21 protein-coding genes are annotated in these 22,990 nt (G+C 74.8%); 6 read left to right on the forward strand and 15 right to left on the reverse strand.

All coding sequences use genetic code 11. From position 1 onward, the window contains the following. Positions 1-4: 4 nt before the first annotated feature. The 3 genes from BX286_RS04905 to BX286_RS04915 all read right to left on the reverse strand — a co-directional run bounded on the left by BX286_RS04905 (position 5) and on the right by BX286_RS04915 (position 5,987). Positions 5-2,770 carry a helix-turn-helix transcriptional regulator gene (locus BX286_RS04905; RefSeq protein WP_187344094.1) on the reverse strand — a complete coding sequence of 922 codons (2,766 nt, stop codon included), beginning with the start codon at positions 2,768-2,770 and terminating at the stop codon, positions 5-7. Positions 2,771-3,026: 256 nt separating this feature from the next. Then, on the reverse strand, positions 3,027-4,802 hold the full coding sequence (locus BX286_RS04910; RefSeq protein WP_187344273.1) for a S8 family serine peptidase: 1,776 nt from the start codon (positions 4,800-4,802) through the stop codon (positions 3,027-3,029). 438 nt (positions 4,803-5,240) lie between these two features. Further along, a complete protein-coding gene (locus tag BX286_RS04915; RefSeq protein ID WP_079424112.1) occupies positions 5,241-5,987 on the reverse strand; it encodes a DUF1838 family protein in 747 nt (248 codons plus the stop codon). A gap of 173 nt (positions 5,988-6,160) precedes the next feature. Between BX286_RS04915 and BX286_RS04920 the strand changes: the two genes are divergently transcribed. The 3 genes from BX286_RS04920 to BX286_RS04930 all read left to right on the forward strand — a co-directional run bounded on the left by BX286_RS04920 (position 6,161) and on the right by BX286_RS04930 (position 8,543). Next, a complete protein-coding gene (locus BX286_RS04920) occupies positions 6,161-7,135 on the forward strand; it encodes a DUF1996 domain-containing protein (RefSeq protein ID WP_261993361.1) in 975 nt (324 codons plus the stop codon). Positions 7,136-7,218: 83 nt separating this feature from the next. Then, positions 7,219-7,824, forward strand: a complete 606-nt coding sequence (locus tag BX286_RS04925) for a sigma-70 family RNA polymerase sigma factor (RefSeq protein ID WP_100864733.1) — start codon at positions 7,219-7,221, stop codon at positions 7,822-7,824. Next, positions 7,821-8,543: a zf-HC2 domain-containing protein gene (locus BX286_RS04930; RefSeq protein WP_079424115.1), complete on the forward strand. Its 723-nt coding sequence runs from the start codon at positions 7,821-7,823 to the stop codon at positions 8,541-8,543. Before BX286_RS04925 ends, BX286_RS04930 begins: the two co-directional genes overlap by 4 nt. Positions 8,544-8,581: 38 nt before the next feature. Here the strand turns inward: BX286_RS04930 and BX286_RS04935 are convergent, their stop codons facing one another. The 8 genes from BX286_RS04935 to BX286_RS04970 all read right to left on the reverse strand — a co-directional run bounded on the left by BX286_RS04935 (position 8,582) and on the right by BX286_RS04970 (position 16,542). Continuing rightward, positions 8,582-9,754 (reverse strand): alpha/beta hydrolase, encoded by a 1,173-nt coding sequence (locus BX286_RS04935; RefSeq protein ID WP_121014620.1) that lies wholly within the window; start codon positions 9,752-9,754, stop codon positions 8,582-8,584. A 459-nt stretch (positions 9,755-10,213) separates the two neighbouring features. Continuing rightward, entirely contained in the window at positions 10,214-10,945 is a 732-nt protein-coding gene (locus BX286_RS04940; protein ID WP_045948268.1) for a hypothetical protein, read from the reverse strand. 55 nt (positions 10,946-11,000) lie between these two features. Further along, entirely contained in the window at positions 11,001-12,251 is a 1,251-nt protein-coding gene (locus BX286_RS04945) for a cytochrome P450 (RefSeq protein ID WP_121014621.1), read from the reverse strand. Then, complete coding sequence (locus BX286_RS04950; RefSeq protein WP_079424119.1) at positions 12,248-13,477, reverse strand: cytochrome P450; 1,230 nt, start codon at positions 13,475-13,477, stop codon at positions 12,248-12,250. Before BX286_RS04950 ends, BX286_RS04945 begins: the two co-directional genes overlap by 4 nt. A 96-nt stretch (positions 13,478-13,573) precedes the next feature. Beyond that, positions 13,574-14,182 (reverse strand): ATP/GTP-binding protein, encoded by a 609-nt coding sequence (locus BX286_RS04955; protein WP_079424120.1) that lies wholly within the window; start codon positions 14,180-14,182, stop codon positions 13,574-13,576. Further along, on the reverse strand, positions 14,163-14,519 hold the full coding sequence (locus tag BX286_RS04960) for a DUF742 domain-containing protein (protein ID WP_100864736.1): 357 nt from the start codon (positions 14,517-14,519) through the stop codon (positions 14,163-14,165). Before BX286_RS04960 ends, BX286_RS04955 begins: the two co-directional genes overlap by 20 nt. Then, a complete protein-coding gene (locus BX286_RS04965; RefSeq protein WP_045948273.1) occupies positions 14,516-14,917 on the reverse strand; it encodes a roadblock/LC7 domain-containing protein in 402 nt (133 codons plus the stop codon). Before BX286_RS04965 ends, BX286_RS04960 begins: the two co-directional genes overlap by 4 nt. Continuing rightward, on the reverse strand, positions 14,914-16,542 hold the full coding sequence (locus BX286_RS04970; protein WP_187344095.1) for an ATP-binding protein: 1,629 nt from the start codon (positions 16,540-16,542) through the stop codon (positions 14,914-14,916). Before BX286_RS04970 ends, BX286_RS04965 begins: the two co-directional genes overlap by 4 nt. Positions 16,543-16,776: 234 nt before the next feature. Between BX286_RS04970 and BX286_RS04975 the strand changes: the two genes are divergently transcribed. Together BX286_RS04975 and BX286_RS04980 are read left to right on the forward strand one after the other, a co-directional pair. Next, the gene (locus BX286_RS04975) at positions 16,777-17,688 is read left to right on the forward strand and encodes a RimK family alpha-L-glutamate ligase (RefSeq protein ID WP_079424125.1); all 912 of its coding nucleotides are present in this window, start codon (positions 16,777-16,779) and stop codon (positions 17,686-17,688) included. Next, entirely contained in the window at positions 17,685-18,485 is an 801-nt protein-coding gene (locus BX286_RS04980; RefSeq protein ID WP_121014622.1) for a RimK family alpha-L-glutamate ligase, read from the forward strand. The genes BX286_RS04975 and BX286_RS04980 overlap by 4 nt, the downstream gene beginning before the upstream one ends. Positions 18,486-18,530: 45 nt before the next feature. Here the strand turns inward: BX286_RS04980 and gap are convergent, their stop codons facing one another. Together gap and BX286_RS04990 are read right to left on the reverse strand one after the other, a co-directional pair. Further along, positions 18,531-19,526, reverse strand: coding sequence for a type I glyceraldehyde-3-phosphate dehydrogenase (gene gap / locus BX286_RS04985; protein ID WP_079424128.1), 996 nt, complete (start codon positions 19,524-19,526; stop codon positions 18,531-18,533). A 132-nt stretch (positions 19,527-19,658) separates the two neighbouring features. After that, entirely contained in the window at positions 19,659-20,615 is a 957-nt protein-coding gene (locus BX286_RS04990) for a GlxA family transcriptional regulator (protein WP_121014623.1), read from the reverse strand. A gap of 154 nt (positions 20,616-20,769) precedes the next feature. On the opposite strand from BX286_RS04990, the gene BX286_RS04995 reads away from it, so the two are divergent. Next, positions 20,770-21,255, forward strand: a complete 486-nt coding sequence (locus BX286_RS04995) for a hypothetical protein (protein ID WP_100864738.1) — start codon at positions 20,770-20,772, stop codon at positions 21,253-21,255. Here the strand turns inward: BX286_RS04995 and BX286_RS05000 are convergent. Together BX286_RS05000 and BX286_RS05005 are read right to left on the reverse strand one after the other, a co-directional pair. Then, complete coding sequence (locus BX286_RS05000) at positions 21,236-21,895, reverse strand: HAD family phosphatase (RefSeq protein WP_261340939.1); 660 nt, start codon at positions 21,893-21,895, stop codon at positions 21,236-21,238. The two genes, BX286_RS04995 and BX286_RS05000, sit on opposite strands and share 20 nt — an antisense overlap. Next, positions 21,892-22,986 carry an ABC transporter ATP-binding protein gene (locus BX286_RS05005; RefSeq protein ID WP_100864739.1) on the reverse strand — a complete coding sequence of 365 codons (1,095 nt, stop codon included), beginning with the start codon at positions 22,984-22,986 and terminating at the stop codon, positions 21,892-21,894. Before BX286_RS05005 ends, BX286_RS05000 begins: the two co-directional genes overlap by 4 nt. Positions 22,987-22,990 lie beyond the last annotated feature (4 nt).

Consider the following 22,990-nt stretch of genomic DNA (forward strand, 5'->3'; position numbering starts at 1 on the left):
CCCTTCAGTGGCCCCGCAGCGCGGTGGCCAGCTGGGCCCGGGAGCGGACGTCGAGCTTCTGGTAGATCCGGGTGAGCCGGGCTTCGACGGTCTTGACGCTGAGGAACAGCTTCGCGGCCGCCTCCTGGTTGCTGGCGCCCCCGCCGACCAGCAGGGCGAGGCGGGCCTCGGCGTCGGTCAGCGCCGCCGCCCCCGGGTGCGGGACGCAGGTCTCGGGGGCGTTCTCCCGGGCCAGGGCGAGCCACGGCTGCGCCCCGGCCCGTTCGAACACCTCGGCGGCGTCCCGCAGCGCGGCCCGGGCCGGCGCCCGGCGGCGGCGCCGGCGTTCCACCCGGGCCAGCGCGAGCAGCGTACGGCCCCGCTCCAGGGGCAGTCCCAGGGCCTCGAAGCGCTGGACGGTGGCCTGGAGCAGGGCGACGGCGGGCTCCGGTTCGCCCTGCGCCGACAGCGCGAGCCCCCGGGCCCGGTCCAGGGCGGCGAGCACGGGGGTGCGTCCCAGGGCGCGGGCGACGGGGGTCACCGCATCGAGGAGGGCTACGGCCCCGGCCGGGTCGTCGGCGGCGACCAGGGCCTCGGCGAGCTCCCCGTGCCAGCGCAGGATGGAGGGGTCCACCACCTGCTGGGCCTCCTCCAGCTCGGCGACCCGGCGCAGGGTGGCCACCGCCTTGGCGGCCTCGCCGGTGGCCAGTTCGACGGTGCCGAGGGCGTAGAGGCCCCGGGAGAGGAAGACCTGGTCGTGTTCCTCCTCGGAGGCGCGGATGCCGCGGCGGGCGTAGGCGGCAGCCCGCGCGAAGCTGCCGCCGGCCGCCTCGGCGGTGGCGGCGACGTACCAGGCGGGTCCCGGGGAGAGGCCCGCCTCGATGGTCAGTTCCAGGGCGCGGCGGGCGTGCGCGGCGCCCAGGACGCAGGCCCCGCGCCGCAGTTCGACCTCGGTGAGGCTGCGCAGCACCTCGAAGACGTCCTCGGCGGAGCCGGTGCGCTGGACGGCGGGCAGCAGGACGAGGAGCCGGCTGCGGGCGTCGGCGAGCCGGTCGTCGAAGAGGGCGTGGCGGACGGCGAGGTACTGGGGGGCGTTGCGCATGCCGAGGGGGACCTCGGGGGCGGGCAGGGCAAGGGCCTCGGCCAGGATGTCCTCGGCGTCGGGGTCGGCGAGGATGCGTCCCATACGGGCCCGTACGGTCAGGGCCATGGCTTCGGCGACCTGGTCTCCCCCGGCCTTGGCGAGGGCCCCGGCCTCGGCCGCGGCGTCCCGGGAGCGGACGGGGTCCCCGTCACTGAGGTTGTGCTTCCAGGCGATGCGCAGCTGTACGGCGGCCAGCAGGGAGGGGTCGTCGGCGGCGTCGGCCTCGGCGCAGGCGAAGGCGAAGGTCTCGTCGAGGGCGGCCAGGGCCTGCCCGGCGGCGTCGATCACGGCGAGCCGGGCCCGTACCCGCTGGGCGGGTGAGGCGTCCCGGGCGAGGACGGCGCGGGTGGCGCGGCGGGCGAGGTCGGCGCGGCCGGCCCAGCCGGCGTCCTCGGCGGCCGCGACGAGCCGGGCGAGTTCTTCGGCGGGCAGGTCCGCCGGGGTGCGCTCGGCGGCGAGCAGCCCGAGTTCGGCGGCCAGGGCCCGCTGGCCGCGGCGGCGGCAGGCGTCGGCGGCGCGGGTGATCTCGGCGGCGAGTTCCGCGTCGGGGGCGTCGATGGCGAGGGCGCGGTGGCGTACGGCCTGGACGGGGTCGCCGACGGCGGCGGCGAGGGCGGCGTGCCCGGCGGAGCGTTCGGGCCAGCCCGCGTCGGCGGCCAGGGCGGTGGGCAGGGCGCCGGCGGTGAAGGAGACGGCTCCGTCCTCGCCGACGGTGACCAGGGCGGCCCGTTCGGCCTCCGCGAGTTCCGCTTCGGCGTCGGGGCGGCCGGCGCGGCGCAGCAGGGCGGTGGTGGGGCGGGTGGCGAGGGCGGCGAGCAGCAGCGTGGGGCGGGTCCGGGCGGGGGCTTCGGCGAGGAGCCGGCGGGCGACCTCGCGGGCCTGGCCGGAGACGGGCAGGGGGTCGGCGTGGTGGGCGCAGCCGCCCTGGCTCCCGGCGGCTTCGGCGAGGGAGTGGCCGAGGGCGAGGGCGAGGCGGGGGTTGCCGCCGCTGGCCTGGTGGATGCGGCCGGCGAGGCGGGCGGGGAGGCCGTGGCGGAGCAGCAGTTCGGCGACCTCGTCGGCGCCGAGGGCGGGGACGCGGACGGCGGGGGCGCCGGGGCCGCAGAGGGTTTCGGCGGCGGGGGCGCCGTCCTGGGCGCGTTCGGCGACGAGCACCCGCACCCGGGGCGGGGTCAGGCGCAGGGCGAAGCGGAGCAGGTCGGCGCTCTCGGCGTCGAGCCACTGGGCGTTGTCGACGAGGAGCAGGAGGGGTCCGGGGGCGGCGAGGGTGCGCAGGACCTCGGCGAGGGCCAGGCGCAGGGCGACGTGGTCGCGTCCGGCGCGGGGTGCGTCGGTCTCGCGGCGCAGGAGGGCGATGGCGGTGCGCTGGGGTCCGGCGAGGCGGTCGAGGACGGGGCGGGGGACCCGGGCGAGGAGGGCGGCGGCGCAGGCCTCGGGTATGTGCCGGTCGGCGGCTTCGGGGGCGAGTCGCAGGACGGTCTCGCGGCGGGCTTCGGCGGCGGCCGCGACGGCGTGGGCCACCTCGGTCTTGCCGGCTCCGGCGGGGCCGGTGAGGACGGCGCGGCCGTGCGTGGTCAGCGCGCGGCCGACGGCCTCGATGAGTACGCCGTGTCCGACGTTGGTGTCAGCGTGCCCCGTCGCCGCCACGCACAGCCACCAGCCCTTCGCTCCCCGGTCCTGCCCTTCCTGTGAGAGGCGACAATACGAGGTCCGCCCCCCGGCGGACCCGGATTGTGACGCAGAATTCAGTCGGGCGACAGGAATGCGCCGCGGACCTGCCGGTACGGGAGGTATCGGCAGGTCCACGGGCTGGGTTGGTCCGTACTATCGCCCCGTCAGGCCGGAGGTGGGGGACTCCGGCGGGCGTCCGGACCGGGCAGTGGTGCGTGGGGTCCGGCGGGGATCAGAAGCCGAGGCTCCAGGAGTCGATCTTGCCGGTGTCGCCGGCCGCGTTGTCGTTCACGCGGAGCTTCCAGGTGCCGTTGGCGACCTCGGAGGAGGCGTCGACGGTGTAGGTCTGGTTGATGTTGGCGGTGCTGCCGCCGGCCCGGTTGTGCAGGGTGTACACGGTGCCGTCGGGGGCGACCAGGTCGACCTTCAGGTCACCGATGTAGGTGTGGACGATGTTCACTCCGACCTTGAGGGCGGCCGGGGCGTTGCCGGTCACACCGCTGACGGTGATCGGGCTCTCCACCGTGGTGTTGTCGCCGATCGCGAAGTCCGCGGTGTTCTCGAAGAACGGCGTGCTGGGGGTGGAGGTCACGGCGTTGACGGTCGCGGCCGCGTCGGCGAGGCCGGCGCCGCAGCCGCCGGTGCAGGTGCCGGCCAGCGGGCGGGCGCCCGCCTTGATGGCGGCCTCGACCTGCGCCGGGGTGAGGGAGGGCTTGGCGGCCACGAGGAGCGCGGCGAGGCCGGCGATGTGCGGGGCGGCCATGCTGGTTCCCTGGTACGGCTTGTAGATCTCCGCGCCGGGGGTGGTGGTGCCGTTGTTCAGGGTGGAGAGGATGCCGTTCTCCGGCGTGGTGACGGTGCCGGGGGTGTCGGTGGCGCGGCGGGTCTCACCGCCGGGGGCGGAGACGTCCACCTTGGCGCCGTAGTTGGAGTAGAAGGAGCGGTCGCCGGTGCGGTTGGTGGCGGCCACGGTGATGACGTTGTTGCAGCTGGCCGGGGTGAAGGAGCTCGCGTCGGCGTTGCTGTTGCCGGCGGCCACGACGACGGTGGTGCCGCGGGCGACGGCGGCGTTGATGGCGTTCTGGTAGCTGGCGCTGCAGGTGCCGGAGCCACCGAGGCTCATGTTGATGACCTTGGCGGGGGTGGCGTTCGCCGGGATGCCCGCGACGGTGCCGCCCGAGGCCCACGTGATGGCGTCGACGATGTCCGAGGTGGCGCCGCCGCACTTGCCGAGGACGCGGACGGGCTGGATCTTCGCGTTGTACGCGATGCCGGCGACGCCCTTGCCGTTGTTGGTGGCGGCGGCGATGGTGCCGGCCACGTGGGTGCCGTGCCAGGAGGAGTCGCTGGCCTTGGAGCCGGTGCCGCACTCGCCGGCGGCGCTCCAGTCGCCCTGGTCGGCCGGGTTGTTGTCGCGGCCGTTGCCGTCGCGGGCGGCGGTGGAGTCGGAGATGAAGTCGTAGCCGGCGACGATGTTGGGGGCGACGTCGGAGTGGGCCACGTAGCCGGTGTCGATCACGGCGACGGTGACGCCGGAGCCGGTGGTCTTGTCCCAGGCGGCGGGCACGTTCATGCCGGCGGTGGGCTCGAAGAGGTCCCACTGCTTGGCGTACTCGGTGTCGTCCGGGGTGCTCATCGCATAGGCGCGGGAGTCGGGCTCGACGTAGGCGACGTCCGGGTCGGCGCGGAACTGGTCCATCACCTTGGCGGCGTCGGCCGGGGCGGTCGCACCGCCCAGGCTGACGAGCGCGGCTCCGGTGCCCAGGCGGCGGTCGAACTTCGCCTTCTTGCCGGCCTTCTTGCCCTTGGCGCTGGCGTCGTCGGCGGCCGCGGTGTTGGAGCCGGCCTCCGGGGCGGAGGACTTGTAGCCCACGATCAGGTTCTCGACCGGGGCGGTGGCCGGGGCAGCGGGGGCCGCCGCGTTCGGGAGGGTATGGGCGGCCGGGTCGCTCGCGGGGGTCACGGCCACGGCGGCGGTGGCGGAGCCTGCGAGGAGGGTGACGGACATGGCCACGACGGATATGAGCCGTCGTCGGGGTGCGTGCACGGTGTTCCCCTTTACGGGCCGTTTCCGGGCAGGCCGGAGCGGCCGGTGTGTGCGGTGTGGGAGGTGGAACCGGCGCCGCGGGACCGGGAGGGCTGGTCATACCGCCCCGGTCGCCGCCGCGCTCCTCGTCGCCCGGCCGCAACGGCGGGGCTGGGCGACTGCGTGTACCGGCGATCCGCGCCTCCACGGACGGCTTCACACCATGTGGGGTTGGTGCGGGGGCAGTTCGGGGTGCGGAAGACCGCCGGTGGGCAGACAGTAGGCAACGCGGGGATGAACCCGATACAGGGAAAACCCTTGTCCGGACCCTGGGGAAGGCTGTGGAACCCCTGTGAAACACCTGTGCAATCTGCACGCAACGAGTGGCCGGCCGCCCCCACCGCCGGGGCGGCCGGCGGACTACTCGGGGTTGCCGCGCGGGTGGAGGGCGCGGAAGTACGTCCAGCTGGTCTCGTTCGGCTCGCTCCACTTCTCCGGGGCGTGCGCGAACTCCGGGTGCCGGCCGCCGATGTAGGCGCGGGTGCGCTCGGGGACCTCGGCGTAGGAACCGAGCTTCACGCCCCGGCAGTGGAAGGTGAGGCCGCCAGGGCGTTGCCCCTGCTCCATCCAGGGCAGCCAGGGGGACATCCGCGTCCAGGACATGGTCGCCGGGACGCTCGGCGCCCCGCCTGAGAGGGCCTCGGCGGGGGCGAAGAACTGGAAGAGCTCCAGGGCCCGGTAGGTGTCGTCGGCGGAGTTCAGCGGGTAGAGCGCGACCGGCAGCGGGGAGGGGTAGGCGAGGGGGATCTCCAGGCTGAAGCAGACCTGGCCGCCGAGTTCGGTCCGGGGGACGGGGAAGGGCCGCAGGCGCAGGTTGGCCGGGTCGTTCCAGACGTGGACCACGGGCTTTTCCTGCCAGGTCTCCAGGATCTCCCGAGTGGCGGGGTCGAGGTAGAAGGCGGCCTCGCGCGAGAGCAGCCGGTAGCCGCCCTCCTCCTCGTCGGCCAGGAGCCGGGAGACGTTGACCCCTTCGAAGCCGAAGAGGCGCCGGTAGGGCTCGCCCGGGGCCCAGGAGTGGACGTCGCCGCTCCACCAGTAGACGACCTCCTCTCCGTCGAGGGAGGCCCGGGTGCGGGCGAAGTCGCGCAGCAGGTCGTCCGGTGTCATACCGAGAACTCTGTCCGCAGGGATCCGGCCGGGCAAGCACCCCGCGCGCCAACTCCCGTACGCCGCTTCGCGCCCGCCGTCCCGACCTACGAGGGAAGGGGGCGCGGCTCGTACGCTCGCCCGGTTGACGGTTGTACGAACCACCGGCGACCGTGACCGCCATGGGGAACCCCTTGGGGAAAGTACACCGGCTTCCGCTGCTGCTGGCCTGCCTGGTGCTCGGCCTCGGACTCACCGCCGCGGTCCTGGGCGCCTCACGGGCGGCGGCGCCCGCCTCCGTCGCGGGCCCGTACGTGGACCTGCGCCGCGTGCCGCCCGGACCCGCCGGACCGGCGCCCGGGCCGGGGGCCTCCACCGGCACGGTGGAGGTGGAGTGCGGGCGCAACGAGGAAGGGCACTGGAACGAGGACAACCTGGTGGTCTCGCCGGGGGTGCGGGCCGGCGCCCACCACACGCACGCGTACGTGGGGAACCTGTCCACGGACGCCCTGTCCACCGACGCCTCGCTGGCCGCCGCCGCGACGAGCTGTACGGGCGGCGACCGCTCCGTGTACTACTGGCCGGTGCTGCGCCGCACGGACCGGTCCGGGAGCGGACCGCACGAGGGGGCAGCCGGGCACGGCAACGCGGGCGAGATCCTGCGGGAGGCCTCGGTGCGGGTGGAGTTCCGGGGGAGCCCCGTGAGCGAGGTGGTGGCGATGCCCCGGTTCCTGCGGGCGATCACCGGCGACGCCGTCGCGTACACGGCGGGCGGGGGCGCCGGGGTCCGGGCCCGCTGGGGCTGTTCGGGCCTGCCGGACCGGTCCACCACCGGCTACCCGCGCTGTCCGGCGGGCCAGCTGGTCACCCGTACGCTGGTCTTCCCCAGCTGCTGGAACGGCCTGGACACCGCCGCCCCGGACCACCGCTCCCACCTGGCGTTCCCGGCCGCCTCCGGGGTCTGCCCGCAGGGCACCTTCCCGGTGCCCGAGCTGCGGGTCTCCCTGGCGTACGCGGTGGCGCCGGGGGTGCCGCTGGCGCTGGACTCCTTCCCCGAGCAGCGGCACAGCCCGCTCACCGACCACGCGATGTTCGTGAACGTGATGACGGACCCGCGGATGGAGGAGGTCGTCGCCTGCCTCAACGAGGGCCGCGCCTGCCGGATGTGAGTGACGCAGGTCACGTGAACCGCCGCCGCGTCCGGGGCGTGTTCCGACCGCACCAGGAGGCACGAGGCGGACGGAGAGCGTGAATGGCCGGACCACTGTGGCCCCGCGCGCGGCGGGGCTCGACCGACGAGGCTCTGATCAGGGCGGTCTACGAGGAACACGGCAACGCCCTGCTCGCGTACGCCACGCGGCTCACCGGCGACCGGGCCGCCGCCGAGGACGTCGTCCAGGAGACCCTGATCCGGGCCTGGCGGCATTCCGACGCGCTGGTCAACGGGAAGGGCTCGGTGCGCGGCTGGCTGCTCACGGTGGCCCGGAACATCATCACCGACCGGTACCGGGCCCGGGCGGCCCGGCCGCCGGAGGTCTCCGGTACGGCGGCCGCTCCCCCCGTGGCGGGCGACCACGCGGACTCCGTGGTGGACACGATGACGGTCCTGGGCGCCCTGGACCGGCTCTCGCCGGAACACCGGGACGTGCTCACGGAGTTGTACTACCGCCAGCACAGCGTGGCCGAGGCCGCCGACCGCCTGGGCATTCCGGCGGGCACGGTGAAGTCGCGCTCGCACTATGCGCTCAAGGCCCTGCGCGCGGTGTTCACGGACGGCGGCGCCGAGGAGTTCGGCGGGAACAGACGATCAGGCCGGCCGCCCCAGCAGCCCGGCGGACTGCGGGAGGTGGTGGCGTGAACGCGCGGCAGCACGAGGAGGAGCTGCTCGGACCGTACGTGCTCGGTGTCCTGGACGAGGAGGACGTACGGCGCGTCGAGGAGCATGTCGGCGACTGCACGGGGTGCCGGGAGGAGGTGGCCGCGTTGCGCGAGATGGAGAGCGTCCTGGGCGAGGTGCCCGAGGAGGCGTTCCTCGACGGGCCCCCGCAGGGCGGCGACCTGCTGCTCCAGCGGACCCTGCGGCAGGTGCGCGGCGAGCGGGCGGCCCGGACCCGGTGGCGGGGCGCGGTGGCGGGACTGGCGGCGGCCGCCTCGCTGGCGGCCGTGTTCTGGGCCGGGGCCCGGCTCGGCGGGGACGCCGGCAGTACGGCCGCGCTGCCCCCGCCGCCGTCGCCGAGCGCGTCGGCGCCGCCGTCGCCGCCGGCCGGGACCAGGGTGGCGTCGGCGACGGATCCGGGCACCGGGGCGCGGATGACCGTGCAGGTGACCCCGGCGGCCAGGTGGGTCCGGGTGCGGGCGGCGGTGACCGGGGTGCCGGCCGGGGAGCGGTGCCGCCTGGTGGTGGTCTCCCGGGACGGTACGCGGTCCACGGCGGGCGGCTGGGTCGTGGGCACGGCGGAGCACGGCGAGGGCAAGGGAGCGGCCCTGGACGGCTCGGCGGCCGTGGACCCGTCGGACGTGAGGGCGGTGCTGGTGGAGAACGAGTCGGGGCGGACGTTCGTGTCCGTGCCGGTGTGAGGACGGGGCCCCGCTGGAGCGGGGCCCCGTACGGGTCGTCAGGGGTTGTGGAAGCGGACCTCGGGGGCGTCGGCGCGGGGGCCGTCCAGGACCGGCCGGGGCTGCCCCTTGAGGTGCTGGTCGAAGAAGGCCGCGACGTAGGTCCGGGTCAGCTCCAGGGTGCGGGCGCCGGGCAGCGGCGCCTCGGGGTGGGGCACGCCGAGCTGGTCGCGCAGCACCGGGTAGTCGGTGGGGCCGAAGTGGTCGGTGCCGTCGATGGTGATCCAGCGCTTCCAGCCGTGGAGGTGCGGCCACGCCCCCGACCAGTTCCCGCCGGTTTCCTGGCTGGGGGCGCTGGCGGCCGAACCGAACAGCATGAACGGGCGCCCGCCGGTCCCGGCGGCGGGATAGGGCACGGGCAGGCCGCCGTCCATGTCGGCGCCCGCGCGAATCCGCTGGTCGGCGGCCATGGCCGCGAGGGCGGCGCCGCCGCCGATGGAGTGGCCGGCCATGGCGATGCGGCCCCTGTCGATCAAGCCGGCGTGGCGCCAGGCGGGGTGGCGGCCGGTGAGCCGGTCGAGGAGGAAGGAGACGTCCTTGGCCCGGGTGCCGGTGACGGCCTCCCGGCCGCCGGGGCCCTGGGCCTGGTCGCAGGCCAGGCAGGTCAGGATCCGGCCGCCGGGGAAGGCGGTGGCGGCGCTCTCGTAGGCGTGGTCGACGGCGGCGACGACGTAGCCCCGGGAGGCCAGGTCCTCGGCGAGCGAGGTGAGGGTGGCGCGCGGGACGGTGAAGCCGGGCGAGAGCACGATCAGCGGGTAGCGGCCGTCGACGGGCCGGGCGCCGACGCGGGCGTGGGCCCGGGTGGCGGCGAAGGCGGCGGGGTCGACGATCGTGTCGAGGCCCTTGTCGGCGAGGATCAGCCGGGCCTCCTCGGTGCTCATGTAGGGCGCCGGGTTGCGGCCGGTGCCGCGCTGCGCGGGATAGCGCAGGGTGACCATCAGCTCGCGGGGGCCGGTGTGCGCCCACGGGTCGGTGCGGCTGCGGTCCACGAGGTGGAGGTCCTCCGAGCCGACGGCGTAGCGGCCGGTGGGGGCCGGGAGTTCGGGCCCGGCGGTGCGGGCGTCCACGGCGGCCGCGGGCGCGGCGGAGGCGGCGGAGGCCGCCAGGAGCGGGGCGGGGAGCAGGAGGGCGAGTAAGGCTGCGGCGGCCGCGGTGCGGCGTCTGGTGATCATGCCGGGGAGCCTAGGCGGCCGGCGGGCGCGGCTCGTCGGCACGGAGGCGGAGGCCCCCTCCTCCTGCGGTCGCAGCCGGCGTCACCGGGAAGTCGTACGGTGTGCCGCCGACCGGCCCGGACATGGTGACGGGGCCCGGGAATATGTCCAATTCCCGGGCCCCTGTGTGCCACCCAATTGCGCACACCGGCGGCGTTTAAGAGCGGGGATCATCTTGAGGCCGACGTGTTCTGCCTTTGAACTACCGCGCCATGGCAGAGGCGCAGGAGGGACTTGAACCCCCATCCGTCGGTGATCGTCCCTGCTCGGTCGATCCGGTGTTCGGCAGCGAATGCTGAGACTGGAGCGATAGTCTGAGATTCAAGGGGCTGCACTCGGGCCGGCCCCTGTTTCAGCTTCAACTTCGGTTTCAGCTTGCGCTCTCGCGCACCCCCTGCGCTACAGGGGGCGTTCCGGGGGCTACCTGAACAGGTAGCCGAACACCGCGTCCCCGACCCGCTGGTCGGTGACCTCGGTGCCGTTGGCCTCCTCGCGGGCGAACTTCACGGCCTGCTGGAGCCGTTCCACCCGGTCGAGGAGTTCGTTGACGCGGCGGGCCGGCAGGGCGCCGGAGAACTTCACCGTGGTCCAGTAGCCGACCGCGACGTCCTCGTAGTACACCTCGACCTGCGCCGGGTGCTTCTCCGTCGCCTCCGCCTTCACGTGGTTGCGCGGCACCTTCTTGGTGCGGATGGTGCGCACGGGTTCCGTCTTCCAGGAGTCCGTGGAGGGGTCGAGGTTCCAGGACTCCGAGGCGTCCAGGACCGGCAGCTTGCGCACGAAGGTGTGCAGGTCGGTCAGCTGCTTCTCCAGGAAGAGCAGGTAGGGCACCGGCACCTGGGCGAGCAGCACGTTGCCGTCGACGACGACGTCGGCGGCCGCGGTGCGGTTCGCCCAGTCCTTGGTCGCCGTCACGTCGAACAGGCGGGTCAGGGTGGTGGCCGTCGCCCGCAGCACGTCCTCCGCCTTGACCTGGACCCGGGTGGACTCGGGCGGCAGCTGCTCGCCCTCCTCGTCCTTGGGCTGGTACGTCCGCGAGATGCCGGCCAGCAGGGCGGGCTTCTGCACGTCGTGGTGAGCCTGCGAAAGCTCCTGGAGGGACTTGGACTTGACGCCCTTTTCGACTGCGATGATCTGATTCAGCTTCGGCACGCGATCAACCTACCAACGGCTCCGGTACGACTGCCATTCGATATTCCTCCGCCGGTCAGGGGTGCAGGCGTACGGGGAGTTCGAAGAGGTCGTTCTGGGTCAGGACCGGCTTGTTGCGCAATTGCGCGCGCGGGACGGCGAGGGACAGGTGCGGGAAGCGGGCGTAGAGGGCCGGGAGGGCCACGCCGGCTTCCAGGCGGGAGAGGGCCGCGCCGGGGCAGACGTGGGGGCCGTGGCCGAAGGAGATGTGGCGGTTGGGCGTGCGGGTGACGTCGAAGGCGCCCGCCGTCTCCCCGTGGCGGGCCTCGTCGCGGCCGAGGGCGCCGAAGGAGACGATCAGGCCCTCGCCCTTCGGCAGGATCCGGTCCCCGACCTCGATGTCCTCGGTGGCGAAGCGGATCAGGACGTGGGAGGTGGGGGTGGCCCAGCGCAGGGTCTCCTCGATGACGTTCTCCCAGGGGACCTCGCCCGCGAGGACGAGGGCGCGCTGCTCGGGATGGGTCTCCAGGGCGACGACGGCGTTGACGATCAGGCTGATGGTGGTCTCGTGGCCGGCGGCGACCATCAGCTGGAGGGTGTTGGTGATCTCCTCCGTGCTCAGGTGGTCGCCGTCCTCGGAGGCCGCGATGAGCGCGCTGGTGAGGTCGTCGCCGGGGTTGGCGCGCTTGGACTCGACGATCCGGGAGAAGAGGGCGCCGAGGTCCGCCATCATCTGCGGGACTTCCGCGGGAAGGGTCTGGGTGGAGAAGAACTTCTCGAACAGGGCCTTCAGACGCGGGTGTTCGGCGGGGTCCACGCCCATCAGCTCGCTGATCACGTTCATCGGCAGCGGGTAGGCGAAGGCGGCCTTCAGGTCGACGGTCTCCCCCGCGGGCAGGCCCGCCAGCTTGTCCAGGGCCTCGGTGGTGAGGGCCTCGATGCCGGCGCGGAGCCTTTCGACGCGGCGGGCGGTGAGGGCCTGGGCGACGAGGCCGCGCAGGCGGCGGTGCTCGTCGCCGTCGACGGTGAGCATCGAGCGGCCGGGGTTGGCCAGACCGATCAGCGGCCAGTCCAGGGGGATCTCCCCGCGCTGCCAGGCGCCCCACACGTCGATGTCCTTGACGACCCGGGGGTCGGTGAGCAGGGCGCGGGCCTCGGCGTGGTGGGTGACGGCGTACACGCCGACTCCGCCGGGGAGGACGACGCGCACCAGCGGGCCGGCGGCGCGCAGGGCGGCGCTCTCGGCGTCGAGGTCGGTGACGAGGGGGTCGAGGGTGATCGGGGCGGCGGCGGGGACGGCGCCGGTGTGGTCGATCGGGCAGCTCATCGGATGGCTCCAAGCGCGGGGGTGGGGGTGTAGGTCACGGGGAGCGCGGTCAGGCCGCGCAGCCAGGGCGAGGGGCGCCGGGTCAGTTCGGCGGCCGGTCCGGCGAGGTCGACGTCGGGGAGGCGGTCGAGGAGGACCTCGATGCCGGTCCGGGCGATGACCTCGGCGACCTCCTGGGCCGGGAAGGGGCAGCGGTGTTCGCCGTGGCCGAAGGAGAAGAAGGCGTTGTTCCCGCCGGTGAGGGCGCCCGTGTCGGCGCGTACGTGCGGGTCGCCGTTGGCGGCGGCCAGGCCCAGCAGGACCAGGTCGCCGCGGGCGATGGTGCGGCCGCCCAGCTTGGTGTCGCGGGTGGTCCAGCGTCCGGCGACGTTCTGGGTCGGGGTGTCCTCCCAGAGCACTTCGTTCATGGCCTCGCCGACGCTGTGGCGGCCGCCGGCGAGGGAGGCGGCGAAGCGGTCGTCGGTGAGCATCAGGCGCAGCGAGTTGCCGATCCAGTCGGCGGTGGGCTGGTGTCCGGCGGCCATCATCACCATCAGGTCCTGGGCCACCTCGACGAGGGTGAACCCGGCGGTGTTGGCGAGCATCCGGGAGGCGACGTCGGGGCCGGGGGCCTCGGCCTTGGCGGCGAGCAGCGCGTACATGGACTCGCCGAGGTGGCGCTGGCCCTCCAGGGCCCCCTCCCGGCCGTTGATCATGTCGTTCATGGCGGTGACGAGGCCGGGGCCCTGTGCGTCGGGGAAGCCGTAGATGCGGGCGAGGACGCGCAGCGGCAGCAGCATGGCGTACTCGCCGACGATGTCGCAGGAGCCCTTGCCGCAGAGTCCGTCGATCAGCTCGTCGGCGAAGCGTTCGGCGTGGCCCCTGAGTTCGAAGGGGTCGACGGATTCGAGGGCCGCGCTGATGACGGCGGCTCGCTCGCGGTGGCGTTCGCCGGTGGTGTAGAGGACGGAGCCCTGCTTGCGGCCGATCATCGGCAGGAGCGGCCAGTCCGCGGGGATGCGGTCCCACTGGTTCCACAGGCCGGAGTCGCGGGAGAAGAGCAGCGGGTCGCTGGTGACCTGGTGCAGTTCGCGGTAGCCGAGGACCAGCCAGGCCGGGACGTCCCCGTCGAGCACGACGGGGGCGACGGCGCCGTGGTCGCGGCGCATCTCCCGGTAGAGCTCGGCGGGGTCGCTCTGGAAGCGGGGTCCGCCGAGGTAGACGGGCTGGGGCTCGGGGCTGGTCACTGCGGGGGCTCCGGGAGGGTGCGGGGGACGGCCCTCGGTGGAGGGCTCTGGTCTCGGGGGCTCGGGGGGCTCGGAGGCTCGGAGGCTCGGGGGCTGTTACGAGAGGGGCTGGAGGCTGCGGAGGTGCTGGAGGTGCTGGACGAGGGAGATGAGCACCTGCTTGCTGGACTCGCGGGAGCGGGCGTCGCACAACAGCAGCGGGACCTCGGGCGGCAGGTCGAGGGCGGTGCGGATCTGGTCGGGGGTGTGGGCGGGCCCGCCGAAGTCGTTGCAGGCGACGACGAAGGGCGTGCCGTGGTGTTCGAGGCGGTCGATGGCGTACCAGGAGTCCGCGAGCCGCCGGGTGTCGACGAGGACGACCGCGCCGAGGGTGCCGGAGAACAGGCGGTCCCACAGGAACCAGAACCGCTCCTGGCCGGGGGCGCCGAACAGGTAGAGCACGTTGCGGGCGTCGAGGGTGATCCGGCCGAAGTCGAAGGCGACGGTGGTGGAGGTCTTCCTGGCGATGCCCTCGGTGTGGTCGACGGCCTCGCCGGCCTGGGTCATCGTCTCCTCGGTGTTCAGCGGGCGGATCTCGCTGACCGAGCGGACCATGGTGGTCTTGCCGACGCCGAAGCCGCCCACGATCACGATCTTCAGGCCGTTGTCGGCGGTCGTGCTGAGTGCCTGCCGGGGCGCGCCCGGGTCAGAGGTTGCGGAGTCCAACGAGCACCTGCTCCAGGAGTTCGGGTTCGGGAAGGCGGTACGCCGTGGCCCGCGGGTGCCGGGCGCTGACGCGGCCGGCGGCCAGGAGGTCGGCGAGCAGGATCCGTGTGATCGACACCGGCAGGCCTAGTTCGGCCGCCACCTCCACGACGGCGGTGGGGTGGCGGCACATCCGCAGGATGGCCGCGTGTTCCGACTGCATCCCGGGGACGGGGTCGCATTCGGCGACGATGAGGGTCACCAGGTCGAGGGCGTCGCCGCCGGAGCGGCTGCGGCCGCCGGTGAGGGTGTAGAGCCGGTCCGGGGAGTCGTCCCGGCCCGGCCGGACGGGGCTCAACCCCGGGGCCTGGCGGTCAGATGCTCGCTCAGCTGCTCCACCAGTTCGGACATGTTGTGGCCGACGAGTCCGGCGTCGGCGTCCTCGGCCGCGACGAGGGCGAGGTGGGCGCCCTCGCCGGCCTCGACGATGAAGAGGATCCCGCCGTAGAACTCGGCCATGGCGGAGCGGACTCCGCCGGTTCCGTCGCCGAACTCGATGGAGGCTCCGTGCGAGAGGCTCTGGATACCGGCGGCGATGGCGGCGAGCTGGTCGGCCTGGTCGACGGAGAGCTCGGGGGTGCGGCACAGCTTGAGGCCGTCGCGGGAGAGCACGAGGGCGTGCCGGGCGCCGGGGGTGCGCTCCAGGAGTCCTTCCAGGAGCCAGCTGAGCTTCTCGTCGGTGGTGGAGCCGGTCATCTCGTGTCGCCTTCCGGGTGCGGGGGATTCGTGGGCCGCTGCCGCGCCGGCGCGTCGCGCACGGCCTGGCGGAAGCTGCCGAAGCGGGCGGCGGACCGGGACGCGCCGGTGGGGGCGCTCTGGGTGCGGGGCGCCGGTGACGCGGCGTCGGGCCCTTCGGGGTGGGCGGCGGCCATGGCGCGGCCGCGCCGTCGCTGGGGCAGTCCGCTCTCGCCGAGGACCGGGGCCGGGCCGGCGTGTCCGGGGTCGTGGGGGCCGGCGGGGCCGCCAGGCGATGCTCCGGCCTCCGGGCGCGGGGCGGGCGCGGGGGCCGCCGGCGCGGGGGCGCGGTCCGCTGCGGGGGCGCGGCCCGGTGCGAGGGCGCGGTCCGGTCCGGCGGTGGGGGCCGGTCCCGCCGTCGGGGCCGCGAGGAGCGGCGGGGCCGGGACGGGTTCGGCCGGGGCGTGGCTGATCAGCTCCTCCGGGATCCTCATCAGCGCGCCGGTGCCGCCGCGCGCGGAGGGGCGGAAGGAGACGGTCAGGCCGTGCTTGCGGGCGAGGCGGCCGACGACGGCCAGGCCGAGGCGGGTGCCGGAGAGCCCGGCGAGGTCCAGGGTCTCGGCGCCGACGGCCTGTTCGGCGCGGCGCAGCTGGAGCTCGCTCATGACGAGGCCGCTGTCCTCGACGGTGATGACGATCCCGGCCGGGACCTCCTCCACGTAGACGTGGACCTCGGCGGTGGGCGGGGAGAAGTTCGCGGCGTTGTCGAGGAGCTCGGCGAGGGCGTGCATGACGCCCTCGGCGGCGTGCCCGGCGACGGCGGCCGTGCTGGTGGAGTGCAGCCGGACGCGCTGGTAGCCGCCGATGCGGCCCATGGCGCCGCGCAGGATCGACTCCATGACGATGGGCTTGGCCCAGCGGCGGCCCGAGCGGGCGCCGGTGAGGACGGCGATGGAGTCGGCGAGGCGGCCGGCCTGGGCGGTGCGGTGGTCGAGGTGCAGGAGGTCGCCCAGGACCTCCTCGTCGGCGTGCTTGTGTTCCATCTCGCGCAGGTCGGCGAGCATTCCGGTGGCCAGGGCCTGCATCCGGCCGGCCGCGTTGGCGGCGGCGGCCATGGCGGCGGCCCGGCCCGACTGGGCGCGCCGCAGTTCCTCGCCCAGCCGCTCGCGGGTGGCCTGCTGGGCGGCGGCCAGGTGGTCGAGTTCGGCGGCGTGGGCGGCGGTGAGCCGGGCCGCGTCGGCGGTGCGGGCCGCCGTCAGCCGGTCTGTCTCGGCCGCGTGCCCGGCGGTGAGCCGGGCGATCTGGGCGCTGTGGTCCGCGGTGAGCCGGGCGAGTTCGGCGGAGAGGTCCGCGCTCTCGCGGGCCGCGTCGGCGGTCAGCCGGGCGATGTACGCGTCACGGGTGGTGACTTCCCCGGCGAGGAGGGCCAGGCTGCCGCGCAGCTGCCGGGTGGTGCGTGCCCACCAGGTCACGGCGTAGGCGGCGAGGGCCAGCAGCAGGGTGCCGAAGGCGGCGAACCAGGCCAGTGGGAGGCGTACCCCCGACGGTGCCGCGGCCACCGCCGCCGCGGAGATGGTGCCCGCGGCCACCGCCGTGACCAGCAGGGCGAGCGCGGAGGGGCGGAGGGGAGAGGGCGACGCCGTCATCAATCAGAGCCTCAAGAAAGGGGCGTATACGGAAGTGAGGGTTCCTGCGGCAACGAGGCATCACTATAAGAGGATTGGTGATCGTTTAGGAAAGCCCCTGACAAAGATCACGCTGTGTAGCGCCCACTAAGGTGGCTTCTGGAGCGGTTTCGGGGCTATGCCGTGGCATCCTGTGACGTCACAACTCGCCGGACGGGACCGACGGCGGACGTCCGGCGAATATGGGGAAGATCCATGAGGCTCTGCTTCCTGGTGGAGGAGCACTACCGGCATGACGGCATGCCGAACGAGGTGATCCGTCAGCTGACCGCGTGGGGCCACCGGGTGGACGTCGTGCGGCCCGGCGGCTCACTGCTGCGCATGACCGACCTGGTGCGGGCGGGCACGCACGACGCCTGGGTGCTCAAGACCGTCTCGGGAGGGCCCGGGCTCACCCTCCTGGAGGCCGCGGCCGCCGCCGGGGTGACCACCGTCAACGACGCCCGCTCGATCCGCGGCGTCCGGGACAAGGCGCTCGCCGCCGCCCTCGGCAGCGCGCGGGGGCTCCCCCTGCCGCCCACGTACGCGGTGGCCCGCCCCGAACTCCTGGCGGAGATACCGGACGAGCGCTACCCGCTCGTGGTCAAACCGGCCGACGGCAGCTCCGGCCGGGGGGTGCACCTGGTGCCCTCGCCGGACCGGCTCGCGGCGCTGCTCCCCGAACTCGCGGGCGAGGGCGTGCTCATCGCCCAGCCCTACGTCCCGAACCCCGGGACCGACATCAAGGTGTACTGCGTGAACGGGGAGCTGCACGCCACCGAGCGCTGCTCCCCCCTGCACCCCGACGCCGCCGTCCGCGAGCGCCGGGTGCCGCTGCCGGCCGAGGTCGCGGGGATCGCCGCCCGGGTGGGCGAGGTGTACGGGCTGGACCTGTACGGGGTGGACGTGCTGCTGGGCCCCGACGGGCCGGTCGTGGTCGACGTCAACGACTTCCCGAGCTTCCGGCAGGTTCCGGACGCGGCGGCCCGGGTGGCGGGAGCCGTCCTGGACCTGGCCCGCGCGGGCGGCGGCCGGGCGTCCGCGCCGCTGTGCCCGCCGGCCCGGCCGTACTCCCTGCCGGTGGCCATCCCGGCGCAGGCGTCGGCGCGGGCGGGGGACGGCGCGTGAGGATCGGCCTGATCACCCCGGACCCCGGGCACCCGCTGCTGGCGGCCACCGCCGCACTGCTCGGCGGACGGCACGAGGTGGAGGTGCTGCACCCCGGGGCGGGCGCCGCCGCGGCCCCCGCAGCGACCGCCGACGTGTACCTGCTCAAGGCCCGGACCCCGGCGGCGCTGGAACTCGCCCGCGCGCTGGAGGACGCGGGCGCGCCGGTGCTGAACTCCGCCGCCGCCACCGAGCGCTGCCAGGACCGCACCGGCATGGCCGAACTGGCCCGGGGGGCCGGGCTCCCGTTCGCGGCCACCCGCACCTTCGCCTCCCTGTCGCTCCTCGGGTCCGCCGCGGACCTGGGGTGGCCGCTGGTGGCCAAGAGCCGGCGCAGCCGCAAGGACGACCTGGTGGTCCGCCTCGACGGCCCCGGAGCGCTGCGGGAGCTGGAACCGCGCTGGGGCGGGGAGCCGGTGATCACGCAGGCGTTCGCACCGAACGACGGCTGGGACCACAAGCTGTGGGTGGTCGGGGACGAGGTCTTCGCCGGCCTGCGCCGCTCCGAACTCGCCGTCCGCGGCGAGGAGCCGGCCCGGAGCCCGGACCGGCTGCCGGACGGCTGGGCCGCGCTGGCCCTGCGCGTGGGCGAGGTCTTCGGGCTGGACGTGTACGGGGTGGACGTCATCGCGACCGGCGACGGGCCCCTCATCGTCGACGTCAACGCCTTCCCCGGCATCCGCGGCCAGGCCGGCGCCCCCGAGGCCCTTGCCGCCCTGGCCCTGAGCCGGGCCGCCACGGCCGCGCGGCATACCTGACGTGAACCTGCCCCGGTCCTGGACGGAGGACCGGGGCAGGAGGTCTCAGCCCGCCAGCAGGGTGAGGGTGTCGATCACGCGGTTCGAGAAGCCCCACTCGTTGTCGTACCAGGCGACCACCTTGACGTGGCGGCCGTCGACGCGGGTGAGCTCCGAGTCGAAGATGGAGGAGGCGGGGTTGCCGGTGATGTCGGAGGACACCAGCGGGTCCTCCGAGTACTCGAGCACCCCGGCCAGCGGGCCCTCGGCGGCGGCGCGGTAGGCCGCCAGCACCTCGTCGCGGGTGACGTCCCGGGAGACCGTCGTGTTCAGTTCGACGATCGAGCCGACCGGGACGGGCACGCGGATCGAGTCGCCCGACAGCTTCCCGTCGAGGTTGGGGAGCACGAGGCCGATCGCCTTGGCCGCGCCGGTCGTGGTCGGCACGATGTTCACGGCGGCGGCGCGGGCCCGGCGCGGGTCGCGGTGCGGGCCGTCCTGGAGAGCCTGCTCCTGGGTGTAGGCGTGCACGGTCGTCATGAACCCGTGCTCGATGCCGGCCAGTTCGTCCAGGACGGAGGCCAGGGGCGCGAGCGCGTTCGTCGTGCACGAGGCGTTCGAGACGATGGTGTGGAGCTCGGGGTCGTAGGCGCCGGTGTTCACGCCGTACGCGAGCGTCACGTCCGCGCCGTCCGAGGGGGCGCTGACGAGCACCTTCTTCGCGCCCGCCTTGATGTGGGCGCGGGCGGCCCCGGCGGAGGTGAAGCGGCCGGTGGCCTCCAGCACGATGTCGACGCCGAGTTCGGCCCAGGGCAGCCGCTCCGGCTCGCGCTCGGCGAGGACGGCGATGCGCCGGCCGTCGACCACGAGGGTGGTGCCGTCGACCGTCACCGGGCGGCCGAGCCGGCCGGCCGTGGAGTCGTAGGCGAGCAGCCGCGCGAGGGTGGCCGGCTCCGTGAGGTCGTTGACGGCCACGACCTCCAGGTCGCTGTCGCGTTCGAGCAGCGCGCGCAGCACGTTGCGTCCGATGCGGCCGAATCCGTTGATGGCGATGCGAGTCATGAGCGGTGTCCCCTTCTGTTCGTCCCCAGGTTCGCTCCCGCCACCCGCCCACGACAGTGGCGAGATCGCCACGGTTCGCAAGTATCTCGCCATCTCGCCGTCTCGCCCACCCGTCGGCCGGCGTCGCGCGGGCTACTCGCCCCGGGTGAAGGTGCGCCGGTACTCGGTGGGGGTGGTGCCGAGGATCCGCTGGAAGTGCTGGCGCAGGTTCGCGCCGGTGCCCAGGCCCACGTCGGCGGCGATCTGCTCGACGCTCCGCTCGGAGCGCTCCAGCAGCTCGCGGGCCACGTCGACCCGGGCCCGCATGACCCACTGCATCGGCGTGTACCCCGTGTCCTGGGCGAAGCGCCGCGAGAAGGTACGGGGCGACACGGCCGCGTGCTGGGCGAGCACGTCGAGGGTCAGGGGCTCGCCCAGCCGGTGCAGCGCCCATTCACGGGTGGCGGAGAACCGCTCCCCCAGCGGCTCCGGCACGCTGCGCGGCAGGTACTGCGCCTGGCCTCCGCTGCGGTACGGGGCCGCCACCAGACGCCGGGCCGCGTGGTTGGCGGCGGCGACGCCGAGGTCGCGGCGCAGGATGTGCAGGCACAGGTCGATGCCCGAGGCGGCGCCGGCCGAGGTCAGGACGCTGCCCTCGTCAACGAACAGCACGTTCTCGTCGAGCCGGACGAGGGGGTGTTTCGCCGTCAGCGCCCGGGTGTAGTGCCAGTGGGTGGTGGCGCGCTTGCCGTCGAGCAGCCCGGTGGCGGCGAGCGCGAAGGCGCCCGTCGAGATCGCGGCGAGGCGGGCGCCCCGGCCGTGGGCGGCGGTCAGCGCCTCGACGACCTCGCGCGGCGGGTCGTCCCGGTCGGGGAAACGGTAGCCGGGGACGAAGACGATGTCGGCCCATTCGAGCGCCTCCAGGCCGTGGGAGACGTGGTAGGACAGGCCGTCGCCACCGGTGACCAGCCCGGGGGCCGCCCCGCACACCCGGACCTCGTACGGCATGCTCGCGCGGGTGCTGAAGACCTGCGCGGGGATCCCGACGTCGAGCGGTTTGGCGCCTTCGAGGACGAGGACGGCGACGCGGTGGAGGCGGGATCGGGGCACGTCGCAGAGCGTACGCGGGACGAAACCCGGGTGCGTGCCGTGCCCGTGGGGTCGCCGCTGCGGGGGCCGGGCCGGGCGCCCGGGCGGCGGCCGTGTCCGCCCCCCGGGACGGGGTGGTCGACCGGCCCCGCGCCCGCTCCCATACTTGGGGCTCATGAGAGGGAAGGACAAGGACACCGCGCGCAGCAGCCCGCTGGTGCCCGCCGCCGTGGCGGCCGAGATCGCACGGCACGACTGGGCGTCCGTCGAGTGTGGCTGCGGCCGTTCGGCGGGCCATCTGGAGGACACCCTGTGGCATGCCGCCGAGGGGCATCCGGCGGCCTTCCACGCCCTGGAGGGGCATGTCTTCGCCCGGTCCAGACTCTGCCCGCCCGCCCCTGCGGCCTGTGCGGTCCTGATGGCCGTCTGGTCGGCCGGACCGCCCCGGCTGGCGACCCGTGAGGCCCTGCTGCGGACCCTGCTCGCGCTGCTGACCACCCTGGACGACGGATCCGCGTACGAGGCGGGGCTCTACGGGCAGTGCGCCGCCTTCGTCCGGGCCGGCCTGCCGGGGCTGCGCGGCGGGCTGGCGGGCCGGCCCGGCAGCGTGAGCGCCGCCTACGCCGACGGGATCCGGGACATCATCGGGCTGTGCGCCTGAGCCCGCGCAGCAGCTCCGGGGTGACCTCCTCCAGGGAGGACGCGAAGGTGCGCGCCGCCGAGCGGGGGACGTCCAGCAGGGAGGGCACGACCAGGACCGGGCAGCCCGCGGCCTCGGCGGAGGCCGCGCCGTCCGGGGAGTCCTCCACCGCGACGCACTCCCCCGGCTCCAGCCCGAGGCGGCCGGCCGCCTCGCGGTAGGGGTCGGGGTGCGGCTTGGTGCGTACGGTGTCGTCGGCGGAGAGGGTGAAGGCGAACGGGACGTGCGCCAGCGCGCCCCCCACCACCTGGTCGACGACCTTCCGGGGCGAGGCGCTGACCAGGGCGAAGGGCACGCCCTGGTCCTGAAGGGCGGTCAGCAGGCGCTGCGCGCCGGGCCGGACGGGAGCGCCGGCCGCGACCCGGCCGTGGAAGCCCTCGGTGAGCTCGTCCGCCACCGCCCGGGCGTCGGCGGCGCCGGTGATCCGTACGAGGTGGGCGGCGGTGTCGGCGACCGCGCGGCCGACGACCTCGGGGGCGTCGGCCTGACCGAGCCGGTGACCGAGGCGGTCCGCGACCTCCTCGGTGGTCTCCCACCACAGCACCTCGGTGTCCACGAGGGTGCCGTCCATGTCGAAGAGGACGGCGGCGGGTCCGCTCACGCCGCCCTCGCCACGACGAGCACGGGACGCTCGGCCATGGCGACGGTGGCCCGTGCGCCGGGGGTGAGCCCGCCCGCGTCCCGGGAGGGGACGTCGGCCTTGACCCGGGTGCCTCCGGGCAGGTCGAGGTGGAGGCGGGTGACGGCACCGAAGAACGAGGCGGAGGTGACGGTGGCGTCGCCTTCCTCGTCGGCGGTGACGGTGAGGTTCTCGGGGCGGACCAGCACCTCGACGTCGGAGCCGGAGGGGACCGGCCCGTCGACGGGCAGCCGGGTGCCGGCGACCTCCACCCGGCCGTCGCCGGTGAGGCGGCCCGGGAGCCGGTTCATGGTGCCGACGAACTCGGCGACGAAGGGCGTGGCGGGCCGCTCGTAGAGCTCGGCGGGGGCGGCGCACTGCTCCAGCTTCCCGGCGTTGAGGACGGCGACCCGGTCGGCCATGGACAGGGCCTCCTCCTGGTCGTGGGTGACGAACACGGTGGTGATGCCGAGGGAGAGCTGGAGCCGGCGGATCTCCTCGCGCAGGTTGGCCCGTACCTTGGCGTCCAGGGCGGAGAGGGGTTCGTCGAGCAGGAGCACGCGCGGGCGCAGGGCCAGGGCGCGGGCGAGGGCCACGCGCTGCTGCTGGCCGCCGGACATCTGGTGCGGGTAGCGGGCGCCGTGGTCGGGCAGGCCGACCAGGTCGAGGAGTTCGGCGGCGCGCTCGCGGCGGCGGGCCGCTGGGACGCCCCGTACGCGCAGGCCGAAGGCGACGTTCTCGCGGGCGTTGAGGTGGGGGAAGAGGCTGTACGACTGGAAGACCATCCCGGCGTCGCGGCGGTTGGCCGGGACCCGGGTGATGTCCTCGCCGTCGACCAGCACGTCGCCGGAGTCGGGGTGTTCGAAGCCCGCGAGGACGCGCAGCGCGGTGGTCTTGCCGCAGCCCGACGGGCCGAGCAGGGCGAGGAGTTCGCCGGGCTCGACGGTCAGGTCGAGCCCGTCGAGGGCGGTGGTGGGGCCGAACGCGCGGCGCAGGCCGCGGAATTCGACGCGGGCGCCCCCGGTGGCGGCGGACTCGGCCGGCTTCCCGGCCTCGGTCAGGGTGGTGGACATGCGG

Source organism: Streptomyces sp. 3211.6, from assembly GCF_003634815.1.
Taxonomy (GTDB): Bacteria; Actinomycetota; Actinomycetes; order Streptomycetales; family Streptomycetaceae; genus Streptomyces; species Streptomyces katrae_A.